The sequence below is a fragment of the Stenotrophomonas sp. CFBP 13725 genome (genome assembly GCF_014841935.1).
Taxonomy (GTDB): Bacteria; Pseudomonadota; Gammaproteobacteria; order Xanthomonadales; family Xanthomonadaceae; genus Stenotrophomonas.
The window spans coordinates 18669-39562 of the sequence record NZ_JACYUV010000011.1; the positions used below are offsets into that span (position 1 = coordinate 18669).

Sequence of the window (20894 nt, forward strand, 5' to 3'; positions counted from 1 at the left end):
CTTCATGGCTCGAACCCCTGTTGGATGGAACGGATCATCGGTCCATCGATCTGAATCGGCCCCAACGCCGGGGCCCTGAGGCGACGCTAGCACCGGGGTGGTGAGCGTGATGGCAAGCTGCGGCGGGCCTATCCGGTTCCCACGCGACCGGCTATGGTGGGGCCCAATCCATCGGCGAGGAGGGCGCATGGGACTGATCAGTCTGTTGTGGGGCATCGTGGCACTGGGGTGGATGGTCATCGCGCTGGTGCCGCTGCTGGGCTGGGGCAACTGGTTCCTGATTCCGTTCGCGGCAGTGGGCGCGGTGGTCGCGGCGATCGGCATCCTGTTCACCCATCCCAGCAAACGGGGCCGTGCCTGGACCGGCCTGATCCTCAACGGCATCGTCATCGTGGTCGGCATCTTCCGCCTCGGCCTGGGCGGCGGCATCGTCTGACTGCAGCAGGTGCGACGATGCGTCGCAGCGGCTGAGCGCGCCGTCGGGGCGGGCGTACAATGGCGCCTCTGATGGCGCGCGCCATCGCCTGCGCCCGGCTGTGGCGCGCGACGCCCCTCATTCCTGATGATCATCCGCCCACGTCCCCACGGCTGGCAGCTTCTCTACATCCTGCGCGGGTCCATCGTTCCGGCGGTGGCACCGAAAGTGGTGGCGATCCTGCTGCTGGCGATCGCGGTCGCTGCGGTGGCCGAGCTGGGCGAGGTGCCGGGCATCGAGCGCGTGTCATCTGCACCCTGCGCCCTGCTTGGGCTGGTGCTGTCGATCTACCTGAGCTTCCGCGACAGCGCCTGTTACGAGCGATGGTGGGAGGGCCGAAAGCCATGGGGCCAGTTGATTCTGGAATCGCGCTCGGTGGCCCGCCTGGATGCGCTGGGCCAGCGCCCGCTACCCGAACCCCTGCTGCCGCGCGACTATCGCCTGCAGTGACCTGATATCCCGACGGAGCCCCCTCATGTCCCATCCTCTGTACCGCCCCCGCCGCATGCGTCGCGATGATTTTTCACGTCGACTGATGCGCGAAAACACGCTCACCGTGGACGACCTCATCTACCCGGTGTTCGTGCATGAGCATGCAGGACGCACGGCGATTCCTTCGATGCCGGGCGTGGAGCGGCTGTCGATCGAGGAGCTGCTGAAAGTAGCCGAGGACGCAGTTGCGCTCGGCATCCCGGTGCTCGATCTGTTCCCGGTGATCGATCCGGCGCTGAAGTCGTTGGACGCGGAGGCCGCCTGGGCCGATGACGGGCTGGCGCAACGCGCCGTGCGCGCATTGAAAGAACGCTTCCCCACGCTGGGCGTGATGACCGACGTGGCGTTGGATCCGTACACCACGCACGGGCAGGACGGCATCATCGATGACAGCGGTTACGTGCTCAACGACATCACGGTCGACGCGCTGGTGAGGCAGTCGGTGTCGCACGCACAGGCCGGCGTCGACGTCATCTCGCCATCGGACATGATGGACGGCCGCATCGGTGCCATCCGCCGCGGACTGGACGACGCAGGCTTCATCAACACGCGCATCATGGCGTACTCGGCGAAGTACGCATCGGCGTTCTACGGCCCGTTCCGCGATGCGGTGGGCAGCGCCGGCAGCCTGGGCAAGGCAGACAAGAAGACGTACCAGATGGACCCGGCGAACGGCGATGAGGCGATGCGTGAGATCGCACTGGATCTGGAGGAAGGCGCGGACATGGTGATGGTCAAGCCGGGCATGCCGTATCTGGATGTCGTTCGCCGGGTCAAAGAGACCTTTGGCGTCCCGACGTTCGCGTACCAGGTCAGTGGCGAGTACGCGATGTTGAAGGCCGCCGTTGCCAATGGCTGGCTGGATGAGCGCGCGTGCGTGATGGAGTCCCTGATGTGCTTCAAGCGCGCAGGTGCCGATGGCGTGCTGACTTATTTCGCCCCGCAGGTAGCACGCTGGCTGCACGAGCGCTGACAATAGCCGCTTCGGCACAAGGAGAACGGAACGATGGAAATCCTGGGCACAGGCCACTGGATGATCTGGATCATCGGCGTGGTGGTATTCGGCGCGTTGATCGTGTGGCTTGCGCTGGCCGCGTTTCGCCAGAGCCGGCAGAAGCCCGAACTGCCCTCGGCCGCGCGTCAGGTGGCCCTGGCCGAACTCGATGAGCGCAAGGCCAAGGGCACCATCAGCGAAGCGGAGTACCAGCAGGCACGCGCAAAGCTGCTCGCGGGCTGATCATCGGTACTGACGGCGTCGCTCCGGGTAGTGACGCCGCGCCCTGGTCGTGACGGCCGCTGGCCGTCAGCCTCTGCATCCAATGCCCCGAAACACCGCAGACGTCGGCGGTGGCTCTGACAAAGGACGGCCCCAGCCGCTAAGGTCGACCGGTGCCGATGCGGCACCTGCTGGGGATCTCCATGCGCTATTCCTGCTGGCCAATCCTCCTGATGCTGGGCGCCCTGACGCTGTCGTCGACCACTGTGGCAGCCGACGCGGTGCGGATGCCGAAAGCGCTGCGTGGCATGTGGGATTGGGGGCCAACTGCCTGCAGGCTCGAACTGAGCCCTGATACTCAATCGCCGATCTGGATCGAGGCGAAGGGCGTTCGTGGGTACGAGTCAAATGACGTGCCCGTCAAAGTAACTCGCGTGCATATCAAGCCATCCATCTGGGTGATCGAAAGCGTCGACGAAGCTCTGGCGCCCGGCGTTGAGACACTCGTCTACGTACTTGCTGGGGATACGCTGGCCATTACAGATGGCAGACGCAGTACGGACTATCACCGCTGCGAAGAGGCGGTCACGGCGGAACGCAGTTCCAGATGAAGGCCATATCCAAGGATGTCCGGGAGATCGCGGCGAGACCTCTTGTACGGAAACGAGTCTGCACTGGTAAAGGTGTCGTACCGAAGCTAGCGATCAACGACATCACGGTCCGGAGCTGAGATGACTTGACGACTCCGTGCTGATTATCCTGCTGAATTCACCGACAGCGGTGGCAGCGCTTCATGTTGAATGCCCAATCCAGCGAGGGTGTTCAAGTGGATCGATCCCCGTCAGAGGCATATCAGACGAAGTATCGAGTATCACAGCTCGTCAACGGCAGGTTAGGTAACCGGCACGTTGATGACTTTGATGGACTGGTACTCCATCACCCAATCAGCAACACCAGTGCACGCGTGAGCAACGGCGAAGTGGTCGACACCCAGCGCGGAGGACGACGAAGTTACGGCGTCATAGGCGGGCAGATCGAAGAAATCGAGACCCGTCAGTCAGACGCCAGATCCAGCGCCATCGGCCCGGACCAGGTACTCCTCATAAAAGACTTCATCCTGGAAGACAGTCGAATCGCTCCATTCGGCCGCGGTGCGCGCGACGTCGACGTGCCCGCTCCCTTCGCCGGATATGTCGGCAGGGTCATCCCCGGGCAAGGGTTGGTCGATATCCTTGACCGGAAAGACGGTGAACTGCTGGCCAGGATCCGCCACCTGAAGCCGATCAATGTCAGCGTCGGCGACACGATCCAGTATGGACAGACGCTGGGCACGCAGGGAGCCGTCGGTCTGGGTCGGGACGGACGCAAAGCATGTCCACATGGAAGTCGACACCGGTCAGTATCAGCAGTACGCGAACTACGTTGAAGACCTCGTCAGCGGCCGCTTGGCACTGGGTCCGGCCGACCGTGGCACAGGGATCGAACCGCGCGCGGTCGTCGATGATGGCGTCACGCGCGTCGGCGAATCGAACGGGGTCGTGCGGATCGTGCAGCAGCGCTTGAACGAGGGTGGATTTCGCGGCGCAGACGGAGAGCGGCTCGCAGAGGATGGGATCTATCGCTTGTCCATGCAGAGGGCGGTCATCAACTACCAGGCGGCCGAAGGACTGCCGCAGAGCGGCGATCTCGATGCGGCCACCTTGCAGCGCATCGCCCCCACGATCTTTCCACCGGCGGTGAACTCCCCCCGCAACCCCGCTTCGCCCGCCCTTCTCGAGGGGCAGGCGCAACTGCATGACGCGCCCGCAGGAGATGCACCCTCCGACCCCTTGTTCGCCCAGGCGCAGGATGCCATGCAGCACCTGGAAGAAAGCCTGGGACGCGGCTACGACGCGCACAGCGAACGCATGGCAGCGAGTGCGGCCTGCCTGGCCAAGGCAAACGGCTTTGATCACATCGACCACATCGTGCTGAGCAGCGCGACAGAAAGGGCGGCGCAGGGAGCGGACGTCATCGTGGTGCAGGGCGCCATGAACGATCCGGCGCACCTGCGTGCACAGATGGGGACGGACGATGCACTGGCAGTGCCCGCGGATGCCTCATTGGCCCGCCTCGCGCGCATCGAGCCGATGGCGCGGGAGCCGAGCACAGTGCAGGCCGACCCGTGCGTGCAGCAGGATCCGTCGGTCGTGCATCGAATGGGCTGACGCCTTGGCTGCGCCCGTACGGGCGGAGGGTGAGCATGCCTCCGGTCGACCGCTCTATCGGACGCCGGCACTCGCCGCGCCCACCGTCGGGCCACAGCCCGCGACCGGCTCCACCCGCGGCGTCATCATCCGGTACACATCGGTGCCGCCAGCACGTGGCGCACGCGCGCTGCGGCTGACCAGCATCATCTCGCCCGGCTTGGCGTTGTCCACCACCGGGGTGGCGGTGTGGCCGTCCGCGGTATTGAACGACAGCACGACCGGCTGCACGGCCCCGCCGGTCCACGCACAGCCACTGCGCCACACTTGTGCCGTGTCACCGATGGCACGCGTGAATACCACCGCGCCATCGCGTCCCAGCCAGTCGCCATCGGTCTCGCCAGCGGCAGTGTTCAACCCATCAAGCGCAATGGCAGCCCCGCGCCGACCGTCGACGACAGGTGCCGCGAACAGATCCCAGCCATGCCCCTTGCCCCGCTGTCGCGAGAACAGCAAGTGCAGGCCATCGGCACTCAGTGCGGGCGCGCGCTCCGGCGCGGCGTCAGCCGGATCGCGCCATGTCTCAGGCATGCCAAAGCGCCCGTCGCTGCCCATGGCCACCCGGTACAGCGTCAGGCCCCCGTTGCGGTCCGAGGCGAACAGCAGCCAGCGCCCGTCGCGGCTGAAATAGGGGTCCACGTCATCGCCGGCGCTGTTGAAGGCCAGCGGCTGCGGATCCTGCCAGCGACCCTCGCGTAGCGTCGCCTGCCACAGATCCCAGCCGCCCACACCACCGCTGCGGTCGCTGGCGAACACGATGTGCTGTCCATCGGCGCTGATGCTGGCCCGGCCTTCGTTGGCCTTGGTCGACACGACCCCCATGCCCTCGATGCCGAACTCATTCAACGCCACCGCCACGGGGGCGAAGAGTAAACTGGCGGCAATCGCCAACAGGGGCAGGGCAGTTCGCATCGTCCACGTCCAGGCAGTACAGGGCCGCCCAGTGTAGGGCGTCCCCTTTGAACCCTCCGAGGATTCCATGACCGATCGCTACGCTGTCTTTGGCCACCCCATTGCCCACTCCCGTTCGCCTGACATCCACGCCGCCTTCGGCCGGCAGGAAGGCATCGCCGTGGACTACCGCGCCATCGATGCCGCGCCGGACGCTTTCCTCGCCGCGCTTGACGCCTTCGCGGCGGACGGCGGTCGTGGCGCCAACGTGACCCTGCCGCACAAGGAAGCGGCCTATGCGCTGTGCACCACGCGCACCGCACGCGCCACCCGCGCCGGCTCGGTCAACACCCTGCTGCGCAAAGGGGATCGCTGGCATGGCGATACCACCGACGGCGCCGGGCTGGTGCGCGACCTGACCGATCGCCATGGCCAGGACCTGCGCGGTCGTCGCGTGTTGCTGCTGGGTGCTGGTGGATCGGCCCGCAGCGTCGCCCCGTCACTGCTGGACGCCGGCATCCGCGAGCTGGTGGTCGTCAACCGCACGCCAGAACGGGCCGATGAGCTTATCGACGCGATGGGTGAGCCGGGCCGTGCGCTCAGCCGCTACTGGGACGACCTGCATGACCTCGGCGACTTCGAGCTGATCGTCAACGCGACCTCGGCCGGACGCGATCCTGCGGCTACCTTCAAACTGCCCTTGTCGCTGGTCAACAGCATGACCACCGCCGTTGACCTCAACTACGGCGACGCTGCCATCGCTTTCCTGGCCTGGGCGCGCTCGGCAGAATGCCGCAACACCGTCGATGGCCTCGGCATGCTGGTGGAGCAGGCCGCCGAGAGCTTCCAGCAGTGGCACGAAGTGCGCCCGGATACCAATGCGGTCTACGCCGAGCTGCGTGCCCACAGCCACAACCTGGAGGACTGAGCATGGAAGGCACCGATCTGCTGATGACCGTGTTGAGCCTGGTGGGCGTGCGCCTGCCGGTGTTGATCGCGCTGACCGTCGGCGTGGTCTGGGTGATGGACGTGCCCCGCGGACCGGTGCGAAGTGGGGCCCTGGCCGGCCTGCTGTTGCTGGCAGTGACCACGGTCATCGGGCTGCTGGCGTCGATGCTGCCGATGGTGCTGGTCAGCATGGGCCGCTACGAGTCGATCTCCGGCATGAACATGATCTTCGGCGTCGTCCACTTCGTCCTGTCGCTGCTGGAGGCCTTCGGTCTGGTCCTGATCGTGTGGGCGCTGACCCGGGCACTGCGGGGTGGCGTGCCGCGCCCGGCCTGACCCTGTTGCGGTGCCGGCGCCATGGCGGGGACCCGCCCGCAGCACGCTGACAGGTTCAGCGTGCTGGCCCGGGCGCGCGGGCCCGGCGTGCGACAATACGCGGCCTGATCCTGTAACGGTAACCTTGGCGTGACCGAACCCGTCGCCGTCCCGCGTGCGCTTGATGACGCCTTGAAGGATTCGATCCGCAAGGCCTACACCACGCTGCAGGCCAACACCCCCGGCTTTGCCACCCGCCGCTCGCAGAGCCAGATGATCGGCGTGGTATCGCGTGCGCTGGCCAAGAGCGGGGGCGTGGGCGTGGTGGAGGCACCGACCGGCGTCGGCAAGAGCCTGGGTTACCTCACGGCAGGCGTACCGATCGCCCTGGCCACCAAGAAGAAGCTGGTGATCAGCACGGGCACCGTCGCGCTGCAGTCGCAGCTGGTCGAGCGTGACATTCCGAATTTCCTCAAGGCCACCGGCCTGGAGGCGACCGTGGCACTGGCCAAGGGGCGCACGCGTTACCTGTGCACCCGCAACGCCGCCGAAGCGCAGGGAGAGGCATCGCAAGGTGGCATGTTCGAAGACGAGCAGCCGTTGTACGACCGCCCGCTGGCCCCGATTGAAATGGACATCGCCGCGCGCCTGACGGTGGCGTTCACCTCCGGCAGCTGGGACGGTGACATCGACAACGCCCCGGAAACCATCAGTCCCGGATTGCGTGGGCGCATTACCACGCCGGCATCCGCGTGTGCGGGCAGGCGCTGCGCGTACTCGGCGCAGTGCGCGGTGCTGCGCTCACGCAACACCGTGCGCGATGCGCAGATCGTGGTCACCAACCACGCGCTGCTGCTGTCGGCCCTGTCCATCGGCGAGAGCGACAACGGTCAACCGATGATCGCCGCACCGTCGGACATGCTGCTGGTGCTGGACGAAGGCCACCACATCGGCAATGTAGCGATCGACCAGGGCGCGGCCAGTCTGGCGCTGGATGACATGGCCAAGCGCGTGGGCCGGCTGCAGATACTGATCGCCGGGGCGTACCGCGCGGTGGACAAGGATCGCTTGGGCAACCTGCTGCCCAATGAAGCCATCGACGTGGCCACCAACGTGGCCAAGCAGCTGCGCGCGTTCCGCGATCACGTCGAAGCGCTGTGGATGCCGGCCCCGGCCGACGAGGAGCCGATGTGGCGCGCGGCGAATGGTCGCCTGCCCGAAGCGTGGCGCGAACCGATCGAGGCCTTGGCCGACGACACCCGCAGCCTGTTCAACTGGGCGCACGCGGCCAACGCGCAGGTCGCCAAGGGCAAGCCGGATGATGCCGCGCGCGAACGCCTGCAGCGCAACCTCGGCATGGCGCTGGAGATGATCGAAGGCCAGTACAACCTGTGGCAGGCGTGGCGTCGCGAAGACAGGGATGGCGCACCGCCGATGGCGCGCTGGATCACCGCCACGCGCGAAGGCGACCTGGTGCTGCATGGCTCACCGGTGTCGGCCGCGCACGTGCTGCGCAAGTTGCTGTGGGACGAAGTGGATTCGGTGGTGATGACGTCCGCCACGTTGACCGGCGGCGGTGATTTCCAGTCGCTGGCGATCGACAACGGCATCCCCGAGGACGCCGAGATGGTGTCGCTGTCCTCGCCGTTCGACCTGCCCAACCAGGCCGAGCTGATCGTGCCGCAGTTCCCGGTGACGCCGGATGACCGCGAGGGCCATCCACGCGAAGTGGCGCGTTACCTCGCCAAGGAACTGGACTGGAAGAAGGGCTCGATGGTGTTGTTCACCTCGCGCTGGAAGATGGAAAAGGTCGCCGGCCTGATGCCCGCCGCCAAGCGCAAGCAGGTGCTGGTGCAGGGCGAGATGTCCAAGACGCGGCTGATCGATGAACACCTGCGCCGTGTCGCCGAGGGCGAAGGGTCGGTGCTGTTCGGGCTGAATTCCTTCGGCGAAGGCCTGGACCTGCCCGGTGAAGCCTGCACCACGGTGGTGATCACCCAGGTGCCGTTCGCCGTGCCCACCGATCCACAGACCGCCACGTTGAGCGAATGGTTTGAAGCCCGCGGCCTGAACGCCTTCAACTTGATTGCCGTGCCCCATGCCCTGCGCACGCTGACCCAGTTCTCCGGCCGCCTGATCCGCACCAGCACCGACACCGGCCGCGTGATCATCCTCGACTCCCGCCTGCTGACCCGCCGCTACGGCAAGCGCATCATCGACGCGCTCCCCCCGTTCAAGCGCGTGATCGGCTGACCGGGCGTCACACCGAAAAAGGGGACGGAGGGGATTAAGTCGTTTCCAGCACTGTGCCATTAGCAGGCCGTGCTGAAAGCGACTTAATCCCCTCCGTCCCCTTTTTACTGCCTGCAGGTCTGCATCGCTTGCAGATACGGCGTGTCAAAACAGCGTTGCAGCGCCTGCAGCACGTCCAGGTTCGCGGGCCATCGGATTTCCATGCTGTTGCCTTCCGGATCGGTGATAAGGAACTTGCCGTCCTTCACATCAAGGCCCGGTGGCGGGGGTGTTGCGGCCAGCTTGGCGACAGCACGCTGCAAGGCGGCGTTGTCCCGTTCAAGAAAGGCGATGCTTCCTTCGACATAGGCGTTCCAGCCGCTTGCCTCGCCATCTGGACCGCGCAGCGACTGCCGCATCAAGGGCACGGCGGCCGCGGACTGGCCGGCGTTCGCCCGCATCTGCGCTTCGTGCCATGCCAGCACGTTGCCTTCCTGCGGTTGATGGACCCTGCGGTATTCGGCAATCAGGTCTGCCGCTTCGGCGTGACAGCCTTTTGCTTCGCCCAACGTACGCCAGCCGCCCTGCAGGTCCTGATCGAACGCCTCGAACGACAACGCCAGCATCGCCTTGCGGTCCACGCTGCAGTCCGCCGCGGTGGGCGCCTGCACGCCGCCGGCCAGCGCAGCGGCGAGCACGAGTGAAATAAACGCCATCACAACTTCCTTGTCGAAAAAGGGGACGGAGGGGATTAAGTCGTTTCCAGCACTGTGCCATCACCCGGCCGCGCTGGAAACGCGCTGAGGGCCGGGCTCGACAAGCCGCCGAGCACGGCTCGGCGCTACCGTGCTGAAAACGACTTAATCCCCTCCGTCCCCGTTTTGCGGTCAGTCGAGCAACCGCGCTGAGGCCTCCTCGTCAGCCGAGCAGGGTGGTGTCGCGTACGGCGCCCTTGTCAGCGCTGGTGGCCAGCAGGGCATAGGCTTTCAGGGCGCTGGTGACCTTGCGCGGACGGGCTTCCAGCGGCTTCCAGCCGCGCTTATCGGCCTTGTCGCGGCGCGTGGCCAAGGTGGCCTCGTCCACCAGCAGATGGATGCCGCGGGTCGGGATGTCGATGCGGATGCGGTCGCCGTCCTCCACCAGGCCGATCAGTCCGCGAGCAGCCGCTTCCGGCGAGACATGGCCGATGGACAGCCCCGAGGTGCCGCCGGAGAAGCGGCCGTCGGTCAGCAGCGCGCACTGTTTGCCCAGCCCTTTGGACTTCAGGTAACTGGTCGGGTACAGCATCTCCTGCATGCCCGGGCCGCCCTTGGGGCCCTCATAACGGATCACCACCACGTCACCGGCCTGCACCGTATCGCCGAGGATGCCGGCCACTGCGGCGTCCTGGCTTTCGAACACGCGGGCAGGGCCTTCGAACACATGGATGGATTCATCCACGCCGGCGGTCTTCACCACGCAGCCATCCAACGCCAGGTTGCCGCGCAGCACGGCCAAGCCGCCTTCCAGCGAATACGCATGCTGCAGCGAGCGGATGCAGCCTTCGGCGCGGTCCAGGTCCAGCGACGGCCAGCGCGTTGACTGGCTGAAGGCGACCTGGGTCGGGATGCCGGCCGGCCCTGCAGCGAAGAACTCGTGCACCTTGGCGTCGTCGGTCAGGGTGGCATCCCAGCGCTGCAGCGCATCGGCCAGCGTGGTGCTGTGGACGGTCGGCACGGAGGTATCCAGCAGGCCGGCGCGATCCAGTTCGCCCAGGATGCCGAACACGCCGCCGGCCCGATGCACGTCTTCGACGTGATACTCCGGTGTATTCGGGGCGACCTTGCACAGCTGCGGTACGCGCCGCGACAGCGCGTCGATGTGGGTCAGGTTGAAGTCCACGCCGCCTTCCCGCGCTGCAGCGAGCAGGTGCAGGATGGTGTTCGTCGATCCCCCCATCGCGATGTCCAGTGTCATCGCGTTGTTGAACGCAGCGGCCGTGGCGATACCGCTCGGCAAGGCGCGTGGATCTTCACCGCCATACCAGCGGTGGCAGAGTTCCACGATCACCCGGCCCGCGCGGCGGAACAGCTGCTCGCGGTCGGCATGGGTGGCCAGTGTGGTGCCGTTGCCGGGCAGCGACAGGCCCAGGGCCTCGGTCAGGCAGTTCATCGAATTGGCGGTGAACATGCCCGAGCACGATCCACAGGTCGGGCAGGCACTGCGCTCGTACTCGGCGACTTTTTCGTCCGATGCGCTGTCGTCGGCGGCAATCACCATCGCATCCACCAGGTCGAGCTTGTGCTCGGACAGCTTGGTCTTGCCCGCCTCCATCGGCCCGCCGGACACGAAGATCACCGGCACGTCCAGGCGCATGGCGGCCATCAGCATGCCGGGGGTGATCTTGTCGCAGTTGGAAATGCAGACGATGGCATCGGCGCAGTGCGCGTTGACCATGTATTCCACCGAGTCGGCGATGATCTCGCGGCTGGGCAGCGAGTACAGCATGCCGTCGTGGCCCATGGCGATGCCGTCATCCACCGCGATGGTGTTGAACTCCTTGGCCACCCCGCCGGCCTGCTCGATCTCGCGCGCGACCAGCTGGCCGAGGTCCTTCAGGTGGACATGGCCGGGCACGAACTGGGTGAACGAGTTGGCGATGGCGATGATCGGCTTGTGGAAATCGCCGTCCTTCATGCCGGTGGCACGCCACAGAGCGCGGGCGCCGGCCATGTTGCGGCCGGCGGTGGAGGTGCGGGAACGGTAATCAGGCATGGGCTGGCAGCAACGGGCGGGCCGTACGACGTGGGTGTCGTTCGATGATGCCCAATTTTTCCGGTTGCGTTTGCAACCACCGGGCCAGGGTTGATCTGACCCACCGTTCATGTTGTGTGCTTTGCCGACTTTGGTTGCAGCCGCTGATGCGGCATTATTGTGGGGTTGACCCGCATGAGAGGCATGAGGCCATGAAACGTTCCCGCACCACCGCGCTGCTGTTGATGAGCGCCGCACCGCTGCTGTTCACCGCCTGCCAGAAGGAAGAACAGGTGCAGGTGCAGGAAGGGCTGTATACCTCCGTGCAGGCCTGTACCGAGGCCACGGCTGATCCGTCGGCGTGCCGCAACGCGTTCGCCGCCGCCCAGCAGCAGTCCGCCGATGCAGCGCCGAAGTACGCCGACAAGGCGGCCTGCGAAGCCGACTACAAGCCGGAGCAGTGCGTGGAGCAGCGCACCTCGGCCGGTACGTCCTTCATCGGGCCGATGATGATGGGCTTCTTCATGTCGCAGATGATGAACAGCGGACGCGCGGGCCTGGCCCAGCAACCGGCGGCCGCCAGCCCGGCCTTCCAGGACAAGAACGCCGGGTGGGCGCGTGCGGCCCCGGGTGGCAGCGGCGGATTGAACACCGCCAGCGGCATCGGTGCGGGCAAGGCCGGCCTGGCGCCCGTCACCAACCAGCCGAACCGCGCCACCACCGCCAGCCGCGCCGGCTTCGGCAGCACCAGTGCGCGCCGTAGCGGCGGCAGCTTCGGCGGCTGACCGATGCAGCGTGTCCGTATCGCCGAGCGCCCCCAGTGGCGCGCCCGGGCCGAAGAAGCCGGCTTCCGCTTCCACACCATCGACGGTCAGGCGTACTGGGATGAAACGGCGTACTACGCCTTCACCCTGCGGCAGATCGAGCAGGACATCGAAGACCCCAGCGCCGAGCTGCACCAGATGGCGATGGCGCTGGTGGAGGAAGTGGTCGGTTCCGATACGTTGATGGAGCGCTTGGCGATCCCGGCGCATTACCGCGAGTGGATCGCCGACAGCTGGCGCCAGCGCCAGCCGCACCTGTATGGACGCTTGGACCTGGCCTACGACGGCACCGGCCCGGCCAAGCTGTACGAGCTGAACTACGACACCCCGACCTCGCTGTTCGAGGCCAGCTTCTTCCAGTGGCAGTGGCTGGAAGAACAGCGCAACGCCGGCCGCCTGCCGGCGCACGCCGACCAGTTCAATGCGCTGCATGAGGCACTGGTGGAACGCTTCGGCGAGCTTGCTTCCCGACTGCCGCCGCCGCTGTATTTCAGCGCCGTGGGCAGTTCGCAGGAAGACATCGGCACGGTGGAGTACCTGCGTGATTGCGCCGCCCAGGCCAACCTGCACGGCGAAGGCATCGCGGTGGAAGACATCGGGCTGTCCGAGGACGGGCGCTTCACCGCGGTGGACGACACGGTGATCGGCACGCTGTTCAAGCTGTATCCGCTGGAAGACCTGATGGCCGAGGAATTTGGCCGCGCCTTGCCGACATCCGGCCTGCAACTGCTGGAGCCGGCCTGGAAGGCGGTGCTGAGCAACAAGGGCATCCTGCCCTTGCTGTGGGAGCGTCATCGCGGGCACCCGAACCTGCTGGAATCGCACTTCGACGATGGCAGTACGCTGCGCGCAGGGTGGGTACGCAAGCCGCTGTTCTCGCGCGAAGGCGCGAACATCGAAATGCATCTGGCCGACGGCACCACGCAGCGCAGCGACGGCCCGTACGACGGTCCGGCGATCATCCAGCAGGCGCATCCGTTGACCCGTTTCGAAGGCGGCTATCCGCTGATCGGCAGCTGGGTGATCGGCGACCAGGCCTGTGGCATCGGCATCCGTGAGGATGACAGTGCGATCACCCGGGATACGTCGCGGTTCGTTCCGCACGCGATCATCGACGAAGCGCCGACGCAGATCTACGTCTGAAACCGGCTACAACAAGCCGTCGCGCTTGACCGACAGGTAGCGCTCCACCAGCGCGCCGGGCAGGGCGTCGGCGGTGACATCCAGCACCATCACGCCGTGTCCGCGCAGCGCATCGTGCGCCTGCGCGCGCTGTTCCAGGTACAGGGCCGCCGCGCCGACCTGCGCGGCGTCGGCATCCGTCTGCACCGGACCCTGCAACGCGTGGTCCAGCACCTGCTCGCGCAGGCTGGCCACGCACACCAGGTGCCGGCGCTGCAGCAGCTTCACCGCGGCCAGCAGGTCTTCGATATCTTCGTCGCGCACGTTGGTCACCAGCATCACCAGCGCACGACGGCGCTGCAGCACCGACAGCTGTGTCGCGGTGGCCAGGTAGTCCGTCGCCACTGGCTGCGGCTGCAGGTCGTAGCTGGCGCGCAGCAGGTCATCGATCGTGCCCATGCCGCGTTTCGGTGCTACCCAGCGCTGCTCGCCGCCCATCGCATGCAGGCCCACGCCGTCGCCCTGCCGCAAGGCCAGATAGGCAAGCACCAATGCGGCGTTCAACACCTGGTCGAAGTGCGACAGGCCGCCATCACTGGCCATCATCCTTCGGCCAGAATCGAGCACCAGCAGCATCTGCTGGTTCTTTTCGTCCTGATACTCGCGCGACACCAATCGCCGTGCACGCGACGTCGCCTTCCAGTCGATCTGGCGCAGGCTGTCGCCGATGCGGTATTCGCGCATCTGGTGGAAATCGGTGCCTTCACCGCGGCGCCGCTTCAGGTGCGCACCGACCATCCGCGAGGCCTGTTCGGCACTGAACAAGGCGAAGCGTGTGAGCGGCACGAAGTTCGGGAATACGCGTACATCGAGCGCAGGCGGCACGACGCGCTGCTGCCGCCACAGCCGCCACGGTGAGTGCAGGCGTACCTGGATGCCGTCAAAGCGGAAGTGGCCACGCTGCAGCGGTTGCACGTGATAGTCGAGCGTGGCGGCAAACCCGGGACGCAGGCGCAGACGTCGCGGCATGCCCTCGCTCTGCCAGGCGCCCGGCAGCAGATCGAACACCTCCAGCCGCAGCGTGCGCTCAGCCTGCAGGGTCAGTTGCACTGCACGTCGCACGTTCAATGCCAGTGCTTCGGGAAGCTGCCGCTGCACGCTCGGCGAGGGCAGCCTGCGCAGACGCAGCAGGTCCACCAACGCCACCGCGACCACGATCGCCAAGACGGCCTGCCAGCTCCAGCGCGGCAGCCAGCCGGCCAGCACGGCAGCGCCTACGCCGGCCCACACCAGCAGGCATCCGAGCAGGGGCAGGGCAGGCCTCATCGGCGCGGTGCATCCACCTTGGCCAGCAGTGCACCGAGTACATCGTCGGCGCCCTGTCCTTCGATCTGCAGCTCCGGTGCCAGCGCGATGCGATGGCGCAGCGCCGGCCGGGCGATATCGCGCACATCGTCCGGCGTCACGAAGTCACGGCCGGCCAGCAGCGCCTGTGCGCGTGCCGCACGCACCAGCGCGATGCTGCCGCGCGGGCCTGCGCCGAGGGCGATGCCGGGCCACTTGCGCGTGGCCGCAACGATACGCACCGCGTAGTCGATCACTTCGGCGTCCACGGTGATCGCCGCGGTGGCCTGCTGCAACGCCACGACGTCCCCGGCGTTGAGTACGCGGGGCACCCGCTGCAGGTCGAAGTCGCTGGCGCTGCGGCCGGTGGTCACTGCATCGACCATGCGCTTTTCGTCTTCCAATCCCGGGTAATCGATGACGATCTTCAGCAGGAAACGATCCAGCTGTGCTTCCGGCAGCGGATAGGTGCCTTCCTGTTCCACGGGGTTCTGCGTGGCCAGGGTCATGAAAGGCGGCGCGAGCGCGAACGATTTCCCTTCGATGGTGACCTGGCCTTCCTGCATCACTTCCAGCAGGGCCGACTGGGTCTTGGCCGGCGCGCGGTTGATCTCGTCGGCCAGCAGCAGGTTGGTGAACACCGGGCCGCGACGGATCTTGAAGCTTTCGCTTTTGGGGTCGTACACCGCGTGGCCACTGACATCGCTGGGCATCAGGTCAGGGGTGAACTGCACACGTCCGTGGTCAAGCTCCAACGCCTGTGCCAGCGCACGCACCAGCAGTGTCTTGCCCAGCCCGGGCACGCCTTCGATCAGCACATGGCCACCCGCGAGCAGTGCGATCAGGATCTGGTCGAGCACCTCGGGCTGGCCGATGAAGGCATGACCCACGGCTTCGCGTACGGCGTCCACGCGTTCCAGCACGTCGGCTGCGGCCGATACGGCAGCCAGCGGCGGCGGCACGGAGGGGGAAGAGTCCAGTTCGGTCATAGCAGGCTTCTCATCTGCAGCAGGAGGGTGATCCGCGCTTTCAGCGCGGTCTGGTCATTGGCGGCTGGCGGTGCCAGCGCGGTGTGTACGCGGGTGACGGGCCACTGCAGCAAGGCGGCGATGGCCTGTTCCTGTGCGGCACCCTCAAGCGTGGCCGCCAGCGGTGCACGGGCCTGCAGCCGACGCAGGAACAGGTCCCGTACGGCTGCATGCAGTCGCGGGCCCTGGCGTTGGCGCAGCAGCAGTTCACCACTGGCGCGCACGTGTTCCAGCAAGGAGCGGCGCTCTGCCACCGGTGAAGGCTGCACGCTGCCGAAGCGCTGCGCGCGCGCCCACAACCAGCCCAGCAACGCCAGCAGCAACGGCAACCAGACCGGCCAACCCTGCAGCACGATGCGCGCCCATAGAGAGGGCGGTCGGCTGGCATACACCAGCCACACGGTGCCCTTGCCGTAATTCGGCGCCAGCAGATGGCGGGTCAGGTCGCGGTGCGCACGGTCGTGCAGGCCATCGCGCGGCTGCTCCAGGTCTTTGCTCGGCCGCAGTGCAGCCGGGAGCAGCGAGGTGGTTTCAGGTACGCCACGCATGAAGTCCATGTCCGCCAGCACATCGACCCTGCCCTGGCCATGGCGCAGGCGAGCGAACACGAAGCCGTCTTCGCTGCCCCACTCACGCTGCACCTGTGCGTACGCCGCTTCGGTCAGATCGAAGCGACGACCCTTGCAGAACTCCACGTGGCCGGTGTCATCGTCCACATGGAAACGCTGGCAGGCACTGCCGAATCCAAGGCTTTCCACGCCCAGGCGCTGCAACAGCAAGGGCTCGTTACGCGTGGTGTCTTCGCCGGTGGGGGGCGTGCGTACCAGCAGGTGGCCGCCCCGCTTCACCCACGCCAGCAGCGTATCCACCTGCGAGGGCGCCAGTTCACCGCTGTCCTGCAGCAGCACCACTGTATCGCCCGGCGCGAGCGTCATCGCCGCCAGGTCCAGCCGGGCCCGCGACTCTGCCTGCAGGCCGTCGGCGCGCAGCGCTTGGCCGAGCACGTACAACGGGTTGTAGCTGGCCTCGCCCTGCGGGGGCATCACCTCGGTGCGCGTCACTTTTTCGTGCGTGCGCAGGAACAGCACCACCAGCGGCACCGCCAGCAGCACGATCAGCCCGATCACCAACGACCACACCACCCGGGCCTTCATGCCGGCCACCGGTACTGCGCCTGCAGTGCGTCGGCCAGCGTTTCGAAATCGGCGTGGTCGGGCAGCCGGTTGCCATACGCGGCGTACTGCCACATGCGCACGATCGCCGCGAACAGGTCGCGGTCACGCGCGTCCGGCATGCGCCGCGATGCACGCAGCACCTGGGCTTCGGTCGCGCCGGGTGGCAAGGCCACGCCAGTCCGCTCCACCACCGTGCCGACGCTGGCGCGATACAGCAGGGCCAGTGCCTGACGTGGCATGCCGCGCGCCCACAGCGCACGTGCACGCGTGGCCACATCCGGCGGCACCACCTCGGGCAGCACGATCGAATCTTCGTTCACCGCAGGCGTGGGCGGGGCCTTGCACCGCGCCGATCCGCTCAGCCAGGGCAACCAGCGCCGCGCGGTGAGCAGCAGCGCCACGACGACGATGCCCAGCAGCAGCCAGAGGCCCCATTCGGCCACCATCGCCGCGATCTTCGCCGCACCACCGGACATCTGCTTTGCCGACTGTTCGTCGGCCTCGCGCTTCAGGCGTTCGCGCTCCTTGCGCTTGGCCTCTTCGTCGTCGTCCTTCTTGCGGGGTTCCCACTCGCTGATGGAGCGGGTGGGGCGCTGCAGCGGATCTTCGTAAGCGCGCTGCACGGCTTGGCGGAAGCCCGCCGTGTCCACGGGCACGTCACCGAAGATGCCAGCCGGCGTGTCAGCGGGATCGATGGCCGGCGGCTCCTCCTCGTCGTCGTCGGAAGCCTCTTCTGCCCGCTCCTCATCAGCCGCGCCTGCATCGTCGTGTGCGTGCGCTTGCTGTGCATGCACCGGCACAGTGGCAACAGGCAGCGCGAACAGGACCACCAGCAGCAACAGCGGCATGGCCTGCTGCAGCCGTTCGCGCAGGCGGCGGAAGCTGATCTCCACGTCCCAGGCCTCCATCTGCGTGCGTCGGTTCAAATAGAGTCCGAACCCGGCACCGACGTGGAAAGGCCCCATCACACTGGCCGCCAGCCAGAGCAGCAGGTTCATACCGAACTTCGCCCAAGCGGGGGTGTCCTGCCGCACCAGTTCCCACGCTGCGCGCCACGAATCGGACAGCAGTTCCACCGGTACGAACATGAAAACGGCCGTCAACGCGCCGATCACCAGCACGGCCTCGAAGCCCATGCACAGCACCGTGAGCAGCATCGATGGACCCGCGGCGGCAGACAGTACCGCGCGTCGGCGCTGCCCGCGGTGCGCTGCGTCCGTGCCTTCCAGCAGGTTCACCGGCAGGCACACATTGCGCACCGCGCTGAAGCGCCGCCACCCCAGGTAACCCCAGAAGCCGGCGACCTGCCAGCCCGGCTGCGCACGCAGCGCCTGCCACGCGGTGACCGGCTCACCGAACACGCCACGCGACAGCACGTACAGGACCACCCGTTCGAACGCCGGCTTGCACCACCACAGCAGCAGCCACGCCCAACCGAATCCGGCACCCAGCCACCACGCCAGCGCATTGGCCAACAGGAATAACGGTGCACTGGCCAGCAGCCACGCGCCCCAGGCCGCCCGCCACTGCCGGCGCGCCAGTGCAGTGCCCAGTTCCATTGCTTCCCAACTGCTGCGGGCACGCAGCACCACGTTGAGCTGATCAATCCGCATGCTGCGCCTCGCCCCGGCCGCCGCGCCACAGCCATAGCCCCACCAGCGACCACAGCACTGCGGCCACGCTGTACTTGCCCCATGCAGGCACCGCGGCGATGGAGGACCAGAATGCTTCGATGAACGCCGCCACCAGCAGCATCGCGGCGATGCCCAGGCATAGTCGCGCGCCGATGCGGCCGCCCTCCACCAGCGCATCGATGCGACGCTTGCGCCCCGGCGCCACCAGGCGCATGCCCAGTTGCAGGCCCGCCCCGCCGGCGATCACGATCGCGGTGAGTTCGAAGGCACCGTGGCCGACCACGAAACGCCAGAACGGATCACCGTGGCCGACATGCTGCAGGTGGCCGGCGACCGCGCCGATGGTGATGCCGTTGAACAACAGCACGATCACCGTGCCCACGCCGGCCAGCAGGCCGCTGGCAAACGTGCGCAGGCCGATGCTGATGTTGTTCATGATGTAGTAGCCGAACATCATCCAGTCGGTGCCGCTGTCGCGGCCCAGGTTCGGTGACGACGGATCGTACATGCGCTCCATCTGTGCAACGCGCGCGCTGTCCATCAACAGGTGGATAAGATCCGGGTGCAGCTGCACCAGCACGAAGCCGGCGACCAGCGGCACGGCGAACAAGGCCAGCGCTACCCACATCACTGTCGCCTGGCTGCGCACCAGGTGGGGAAAATCAGCGAACAGGAACTCCAGCACGCTGCGCCAGCGGAAGGCCGGGGTGCGATACAACAGCGTGTGGCCGCGCTGCATCAACTGCTGCAAGCGCTCCACCAGCTGCGGGCTGTACCCGCGCTGGCGGGCCAGCGCCAACTGCTGGCATAACCGTCGGTAGCGTTGCGGGAACTCCGCATCGGCGGGCAGGGCGGGATCGGCAGCCACGCGTGCACGTTTGCGGGCACGCAGATGGGCACGCTGCTGCAGCCAGGCCTCCAGTGCTTCCCATTCCCCTTGGTGGCGGGCGACGAATTGTTCCTGTTTCATCGGCGGCCCAGCAACCAGTTGGCCATCGCATACAGGCGCAGCACACCCACCTGGCCGTCGGTTTCGGTCAACGGGGTGACGATGCCGGCCAGCTCCTGCTGGCGTGCGGGTGAGAGCAGGGGCGCCCGCTCGGCGAAGGCGATCACGGCGGACTGCTCCTGCGGCTGCAGCGGCACCGGCGGCGGCAAGGCGCTGTCGATGGTGGCGGGTGCGTGGCGGGGGGATGCATCGCCATGCACCACCAACGTGCCGGCGACCAGATCACCCAACCGCCGGCCGTGCGCATCGAACAGGCTGCTCACCAGCCCCACGGCGTAACCGAACGGCAGCATGTCCACGGTGCGCAGCAGGTTGCGGGTGACGGCACCGCTCCACCCGACCGGTGCCCCATCGCGCGCAATCACCCGCAGGCCCATCGCCCGCTTGCCCAGCGTCTGCCCCCACACCGCTTCGAGCACGATGGCATAGGCCCAGTTGAGCAGGAACATCAGTGCCAGATAGATGCCACGGCCGAGCTCATCAAGCAGCATCAACGGGAAAGAGAGCAGCATCAGCGCGGCACCGCGGATGGCCAGGTCAACCAGCCACGCCACCGCACGCGGCAGGGGACCGGCCGCACGCAACTGCAGCGGCACGCCTTCCGGCGTGACCACCTCGCGGTAGGTATCCAGCATCGTCGCGGCGGTCATCGACACGCCACGCGTAATGAGGGAAGGCGCCGGGTTGCTCTCCGGCAGGGCGCCACGGGCATGGAAATCTCGACGTCATCCTGGTCGGGGCTCGACTTTAGCAGACCCGCGCCCCGCCAATGGTAGAGCCGCCAGGTAGAGCCGACTTCAGTCGGCTGCTCCACCGACGCGCGAGAGGCCAGCCGACCGGCTCTACCCATCGGCCTCACCGACGCGCGAGACGCCAGCCGCCTGGTAGAGCCGACTTCAGTCGGCTGCTCCACCAACGCGCAAGAGGCCAGCCGCTTGGTAGAGCCGACTTCAGTCGGCTGCTCCACCGACGCGCGAGAAGCCAGCCGCTTGGTAGAGCCGACTTCAGTCGGCTGCTCCACCGACGCGCGAGAGGCCAGCCGACTGAAGTCGGCTCTACCAGTCGGCCGCCCCACCAACGTGCGAGAAGCCAGCCGACTGGAGTCGGCTCTACCGGTCGGCTGCCCCACCAACGCGCGAGAGGCCAGCCGACTGAAGTCGGCTCTACCGGTCGGCTGCCCCACCAACGTGCGAGAGGCCAGCCGACTGAA

Annotated in this window: 21 protein-coding genes; 12 read left to right on the plus strand and 9 right to left on the minus strand. The window is 66.9% G+C overall.

Going from position 1 to position 20894, the window contains the following annotated elements; translation table 11 throughout:
* Nucleotides 1–187 precede the first annotated feature (187 nt).
* The 7 genes from IFT65_RS15435 to IFT65_RS15465 all read left to right on the plus strand — a co-directional run bounded on the left by IFT65_RS15435 (nt 188) and on the right by IFT65_RS15465 (nt 4390).
* Entirely contained in the window at nt 188–436 is a 249-nt protein-coding gene (locus tag IFT65_RS15435) for a hypothetical protein (protein WP_188325359.1), read from the plus strand.
* Between the two features lie 126 nt (nt 437–562).
* The gene (locus IFT65_RS15440; RefSeq protein WP_249405183.1) at nt 563–925 is read left to right on the plus strand and encodes a bestrophin family ion channel; all 363 of its coding nucleotides are present in this window, start codon (nt 563–565) and stop codon (nt 923–925) included.
* A gap of 25 nt (nt 926–950) precedes the next feature.
* Complete coding sequence (gene hemB / locus IFT65_RS15445; protein WP_188325358.1) at nt 951–1940, plus strand: porphobilinogen synthase; 990 nt, start codon at nt 951–953, stop codon at nt 1938–1940.
* A 33-nt stretch (nt 1941–1973) separates the two neighbouring features.
* A complete protein-coding gene (locus IFT65_RS15450; protein WP_188325357.1) occupies nt 1974–2204 on the plus strand; it encodes an SHOCT domain-containing protein in 231 nt (76 codons plus the stop codon).
* Between the two features lie 158 nt (nt 2205–2362).
* On the plus strand, nt 2363–2794 hold the full coding sequence (locus tag IFT65_RS15455) for a hypothetical protein (protein ID WP_192082164.1): 432 nt from the start codon (nt 2363–2365) through the stop codon (nt 2792–2794).
* A gap of 182 nt (nt 2795–2976) precedes the next feature.
* The gene (locus tag IFT65_RS15460; RefSeq protein WP_192082165.1) at nt 2977–3609 is read left to right on the plus strand and encodes a hypothetical protein; all 633 of its coding nucleotides are present in this window, start codon (nt 2977–2979) and stop codon (nt 3607–3609) included.
* Nucleotides 3563–4390 (plus strand): peptidoglycan-binding domain-containing protein, encoded by an 828-nt coding sequence (locus tag IFT65_RS15465; RefSeq protein WP_192082166.1) that lies wholly within the window; start codon nt 3563–3565, stop codon nt 4388–4390. Before IFT65_RS15460 ends, IFT65_RS15465 begins: the two co-directional genes overlap by 47 nt.
* A gap of 54 nt (nt 4391–4444) precedes the next feature.
* On the opposite strand, the gene IFT65_RS15470 is transcribed toward IFT65_RS15465, so the two are convergent.
* On the minus strand, nt 4445–5341 hold the full coding sequence (locus IFT65_RS15470; RefSeq protein WP_192082167.1) for a PD40 domain-containing protein: 897 nt from the start codon (nt 5339–5341) through the stop codon (nt 4445–4447).
* Between the two features lie 67 nt (nt 5342–5408).
* On the opposite strand from IFT65_RS15470, the gene aroE reads away from it, so the two are divergent.
* The 3 genes from aroE (at nt 5409) to dinG (ending at nt 8836) form a co-directional block, all read left to right on the plus strand.
* Nucleotides 5409–6248, plus strand: coding sequence for a shikimate dehydrogenase (aroE, locus tag IFT65_RS15475; RefSeq protein ID WP_192082168.1), 840 nt, complete (start codon nt 5409–5411; stop codon nt 6246–6248).
* A gap of 2 nt (nt 6249–6250) precedes the next feature.
* Nucleotides 6251–6604 (plus strand): hypothetical protein, encoded by a 354-nt coding sequence (locus IFT65_RS15480; protein WP_188325352.1) that lies wholly within the window; start codon nt 6251–6253, stop codon nt 6602–6604.
* 129 nt (nt 6605–6733) lie between these two features.
* The gene (dinG, locus tag IFT65_RS15485) at nt 6734–8836 is read left to right on the plus strand and encodes an ATP-dependent DNA helicase DinG (protein ID WP_192082169.1); all 2103 of its coding nucleotides are present in this window, start codon (nt 6734–6736) and stop codon (nt 8834–8836) included.
* A 104-nt stretch (nt 8837–8940) separates the two neighbouring features.
* On the opposite strand, the gene IFT65_RS15490 is transcribed toward dinG, so the two are convergent.
* Together IFT65_RS15490 and ilvD are read right to left on the minus strand one after the other, a co-directional pair.
* Nucleotides 8941–9531, minus strand: coding sequence for a hypothetical protein (locus tag IFT65_RS15490; RefSeq protein WP_192082170.1), 591 nt, complete (start codon nt 9529–9531; stop codon nt 8941–8943).
* A gap of 202 nt (nt 9532–9733) precedes the next feature.
* Nucleotides 9734–11569: a dihydroxy-acid dehydratase gene (gene ilvD, locus IFT65_RS15495; RefSeq protein WP_192082171.1), complete on the minus strand. Its 1836-nt coding sequence runs from the start codon at nt 11567–11569 to the stop codon at nt 9734–9736.
* Nucleotides 11570–11760: 191 nt separating this feature from the next.
* Between ilvD and IFT65_RS15500 the strand changes: the two genes are divergently transcribed.
* Together IFT65_RS15500 and IFT65_RS15505 are read left to right on the plus strand one after the other, a co-directional pair.
* Nucleotides 11761–12333: a DUF1190 domain-containing protein gene (locus IFT65_RS15500; protein WP_188325348.1), complete on the plus strand. Its 573-nt coding sequence runs from the start codon at nt 11761–11763 to the stop codon at nt 12331–12333.
* A gap of 3 nt (nt 12334–12336) precedes the next feature.
* Nucleotides 12337–13515 (plus strand): glutathionylspermidine synthase family protein, encoded by a 1179-nt coding sequence (locus IFT65_RS15505; protein ID WP_192082172.1) that lies wholly within the window; start codon nt 12337–12339, stop codon nt 13513–13515.
* A 6-nt stretch (nt 13516–13521) separates the two neighbouring features.
* Here the strand turns inward: IFT65_RS15505 and IFT65_RS15510 are convergent, their stop codons facing one another.
* The 6 genes from IFT65_RS15510 to IFT65_RS15535 are packed head-to-tail and all read right to left on the minus strand — an operon-like array spanning nt 13522 to nt 20334.
* A complete protein-coding gene (locus IFT65_RS15510; RefSeq protein WP_192082173.1) occupies nt 13522–14820 on the minus strand; it encodes a DUF58 domain-containing protein in 1299 nt (432 codons plus the stop codon).
* A complete protein-coding gene (locus tag IFT65_RS15515) occupies nt 14817–15827 on the minus strand; it encodes a MoxR family ATPase (RefSeq protein WP_188325345.1) in 1011 nt (336 codons plus the stop codon). Before IFT65_RS15515 ends, IFT65_RS15510 begins: the two co-directional genes overlap by 4 nt.
* Entirely contained in the window at nt 15824–17020 is a 1197-nt protein-coding gene (locus IFT65_RS15520) for a DUF4350 domain-containing protein (protein ID WP_192082174.1), read from the minus strand. The genes IFT65_RS15515 and IFT65_RS15520 overlap by 4 nt, the downstream gene beginning before the upstream one ends.
* Complete coding sequence (locus IFT65_RS15525) at nt 17017–18654, minus strand: DUF4129 domain-containing protein (protein ID WP_192082175.1); 1638 nt, start codon at nt 18652–18654, stop codon at nt 17017–17019. Before IFT65_RS15525 ends, IFT65_RS15520 begins: the two co-directional genes overlap by 4 nt.
* On the minus strand, nt 18644–19645 hold the full coding sequence (locus IFT65_RS15530; protein ID WP_192082176.1) for a stage II sporulation protein M: 1002 nt from the start codon (nt 19643–19645) through the stop codon (nt 18644–18646). The genes IFT65_RS15525 and IFT65_RS15530 overlap by 11 nt, the downstream gene beginning before the upstream one ends.
* Nucleotides 19642–20334 carry an RDD family protein gene (locus tag IFT65_RS15535; protein WP_249405184.1) on the minus strand — a complete coding sequence of 231 codons (693 nt, stop codon included), beginning with the start codon at nt 20332–20334 and terminating at the stop codon, nt 19642–19644. Before IFT65_RS15535 ends, IFT65_RS15530 begins: the two co-directional genes overlap by 4 nt.
* Nucleotides 20335–20894: the final 560 nt, after the last annotated feature.

Excerpts from the sequence above, each read along its gene's own strand:
- ilvD (WP_192082171.1), bottom strand. The coding sequence starts at position 11,569 with ATGCCTGATTACCGTTCCCGCACCTCCACCGCCGGCCGCAACATGGCC.
- IFT65_RS15515 (WP_188325345.1), bottom strand. The coding sequence starts at position 15,827 with ATGACCGAACTGGACTCTTCCCCCTCCGTGCCGCCGCCGCTGGCTGCC.
- IFT65_RS15440 (WP_249405183.1), top strand. The coding sequence starts at position 563 with ATGATCATCCGCCCACGTCCCCACGGCTGGCAGCTTCTCTACATCCTG.
- IFT65_RS15530 (WP_192082176.1), bottom strand. The coding sequence starts at position 19,645 with ATGAAACAGGAACAATTCGTCGCCCGCCACCAAGGGGAATGGGAAGCA.
- IFT65_RS15450 (WP_188325357.1), top strand. The coding sequence starts at position 1,974 with ATGGAAATCCTGGGCACAGGCCACTGGATGATCTGGATCATCGGCGTG.
- hemB (WP_188325358.1), top strand. The coding sequence starts at position 951 with ATGTCCCATCCTCTGTACCGCCCCCGCCGCATGCGTCGCGATGATTTT.
- IFT65_RS15480 (WP_188325352.1), top strand. The coding sequence starts at position 6,251 with ATGGAAGGCACCGATCTGCTGATGACCGTGTTGAGCCTGGTGGGCGTG.
- IFT65_RS15505 (WP_192082172.1), top strand. The coding sequence starts at position 12,337 with ATGCAGCGTGTCCGTATCGCCGAGCGCCCCCAGTGGCGCGCCCGGGCC.
- IFT65_RS15510 (WP_192082173.1), bottom strand. The coding sequence starts at position 14,820 with ATGAGGCCTGCCCTGCCCCTGCTCGGATGCCTGCTGGTGTGGGCCGGC.
- IFT65_RS15535 (WP_249405184.1), bottom strand. The coding sequence starts at position 20,334 with ATGACCGCCGCGACGATGCTGGATACCTACCGCGAGGTGGTCACGCCG.
- IFT65_RS15465 (WP_192082166.1), top strand. The coding sequence starts at position 3,563 with ATGGAAGTCGACACCGGTCAGTATCAGCAGTACGCGAACTACGTTGAA.
- IFT65_RS15490 (WP_192082170.1), bottom strand. The coding sequence starts at position 9,531 with ATGGCGTTTATTTCACTCGTGCTCGCCGCTGCGCTGGCCGGCGGCGTG.
- IFT65_RS15455 (WP_192082164.1), top strand. The coding sequence starts at position 2,363 with ATGCGGCACCTGCTGGGGATCTCCATGCGCTATTCCTGCTGGCCAATC.
- IFT65_RS15525 (WP_192082175.1), bottom strand. The coding sequence starts at position 18,654 with ATGCGGATTGATCAGCTCAACGTGGTGCTGCGTGCCCGCAGCAGTTGG.
- IFT65_RS15460 (WP_192082165.1), top strand. The coding sequence starts at position 2,977 with ATGTTGAATGCCCAATCCAGCGAGGGTGTTCAAGTGGATCGATCCCCG.
- aroE (WP_192082168.1), top strand. The coding sequence starts at position 5,409 with ATGACCGATCGCTACGCTGTCTTTGGCCACCCCATTGCCCACTCCCGT.
- IFT65_RS15520 (WP_192082174.1), bottom strand. The coding sequence starts at position 17,020 with ATGAAGGCCCGGGTGGTGTGGTCGTTGGTGATCGGGCTGATCGTGCTG.
- IFT65_RS15470 (WP_192082167.1), bottom strand. The coding sequence starts at position 5,341 with ATGCGAACTGCCCTGCCCCTGTTGGCGATTGCCGCCAGTTTACTCTTC.
- IFT65_RS15500 (WP_188325348.1), top strand. The coding sequence starts at position 11,761 with ATGAAACGTTCCCGCACCACCGCGCTGCTGTTGATGAGCGCCGCACCG.
- IFT65_RS15435 (WP_188325359.1), top strand. The coding sequence starts at position 188 with ATGGGACTGATCAGTCTGTTGTGGGGCATCGTGGCACTGGGGTGGATG.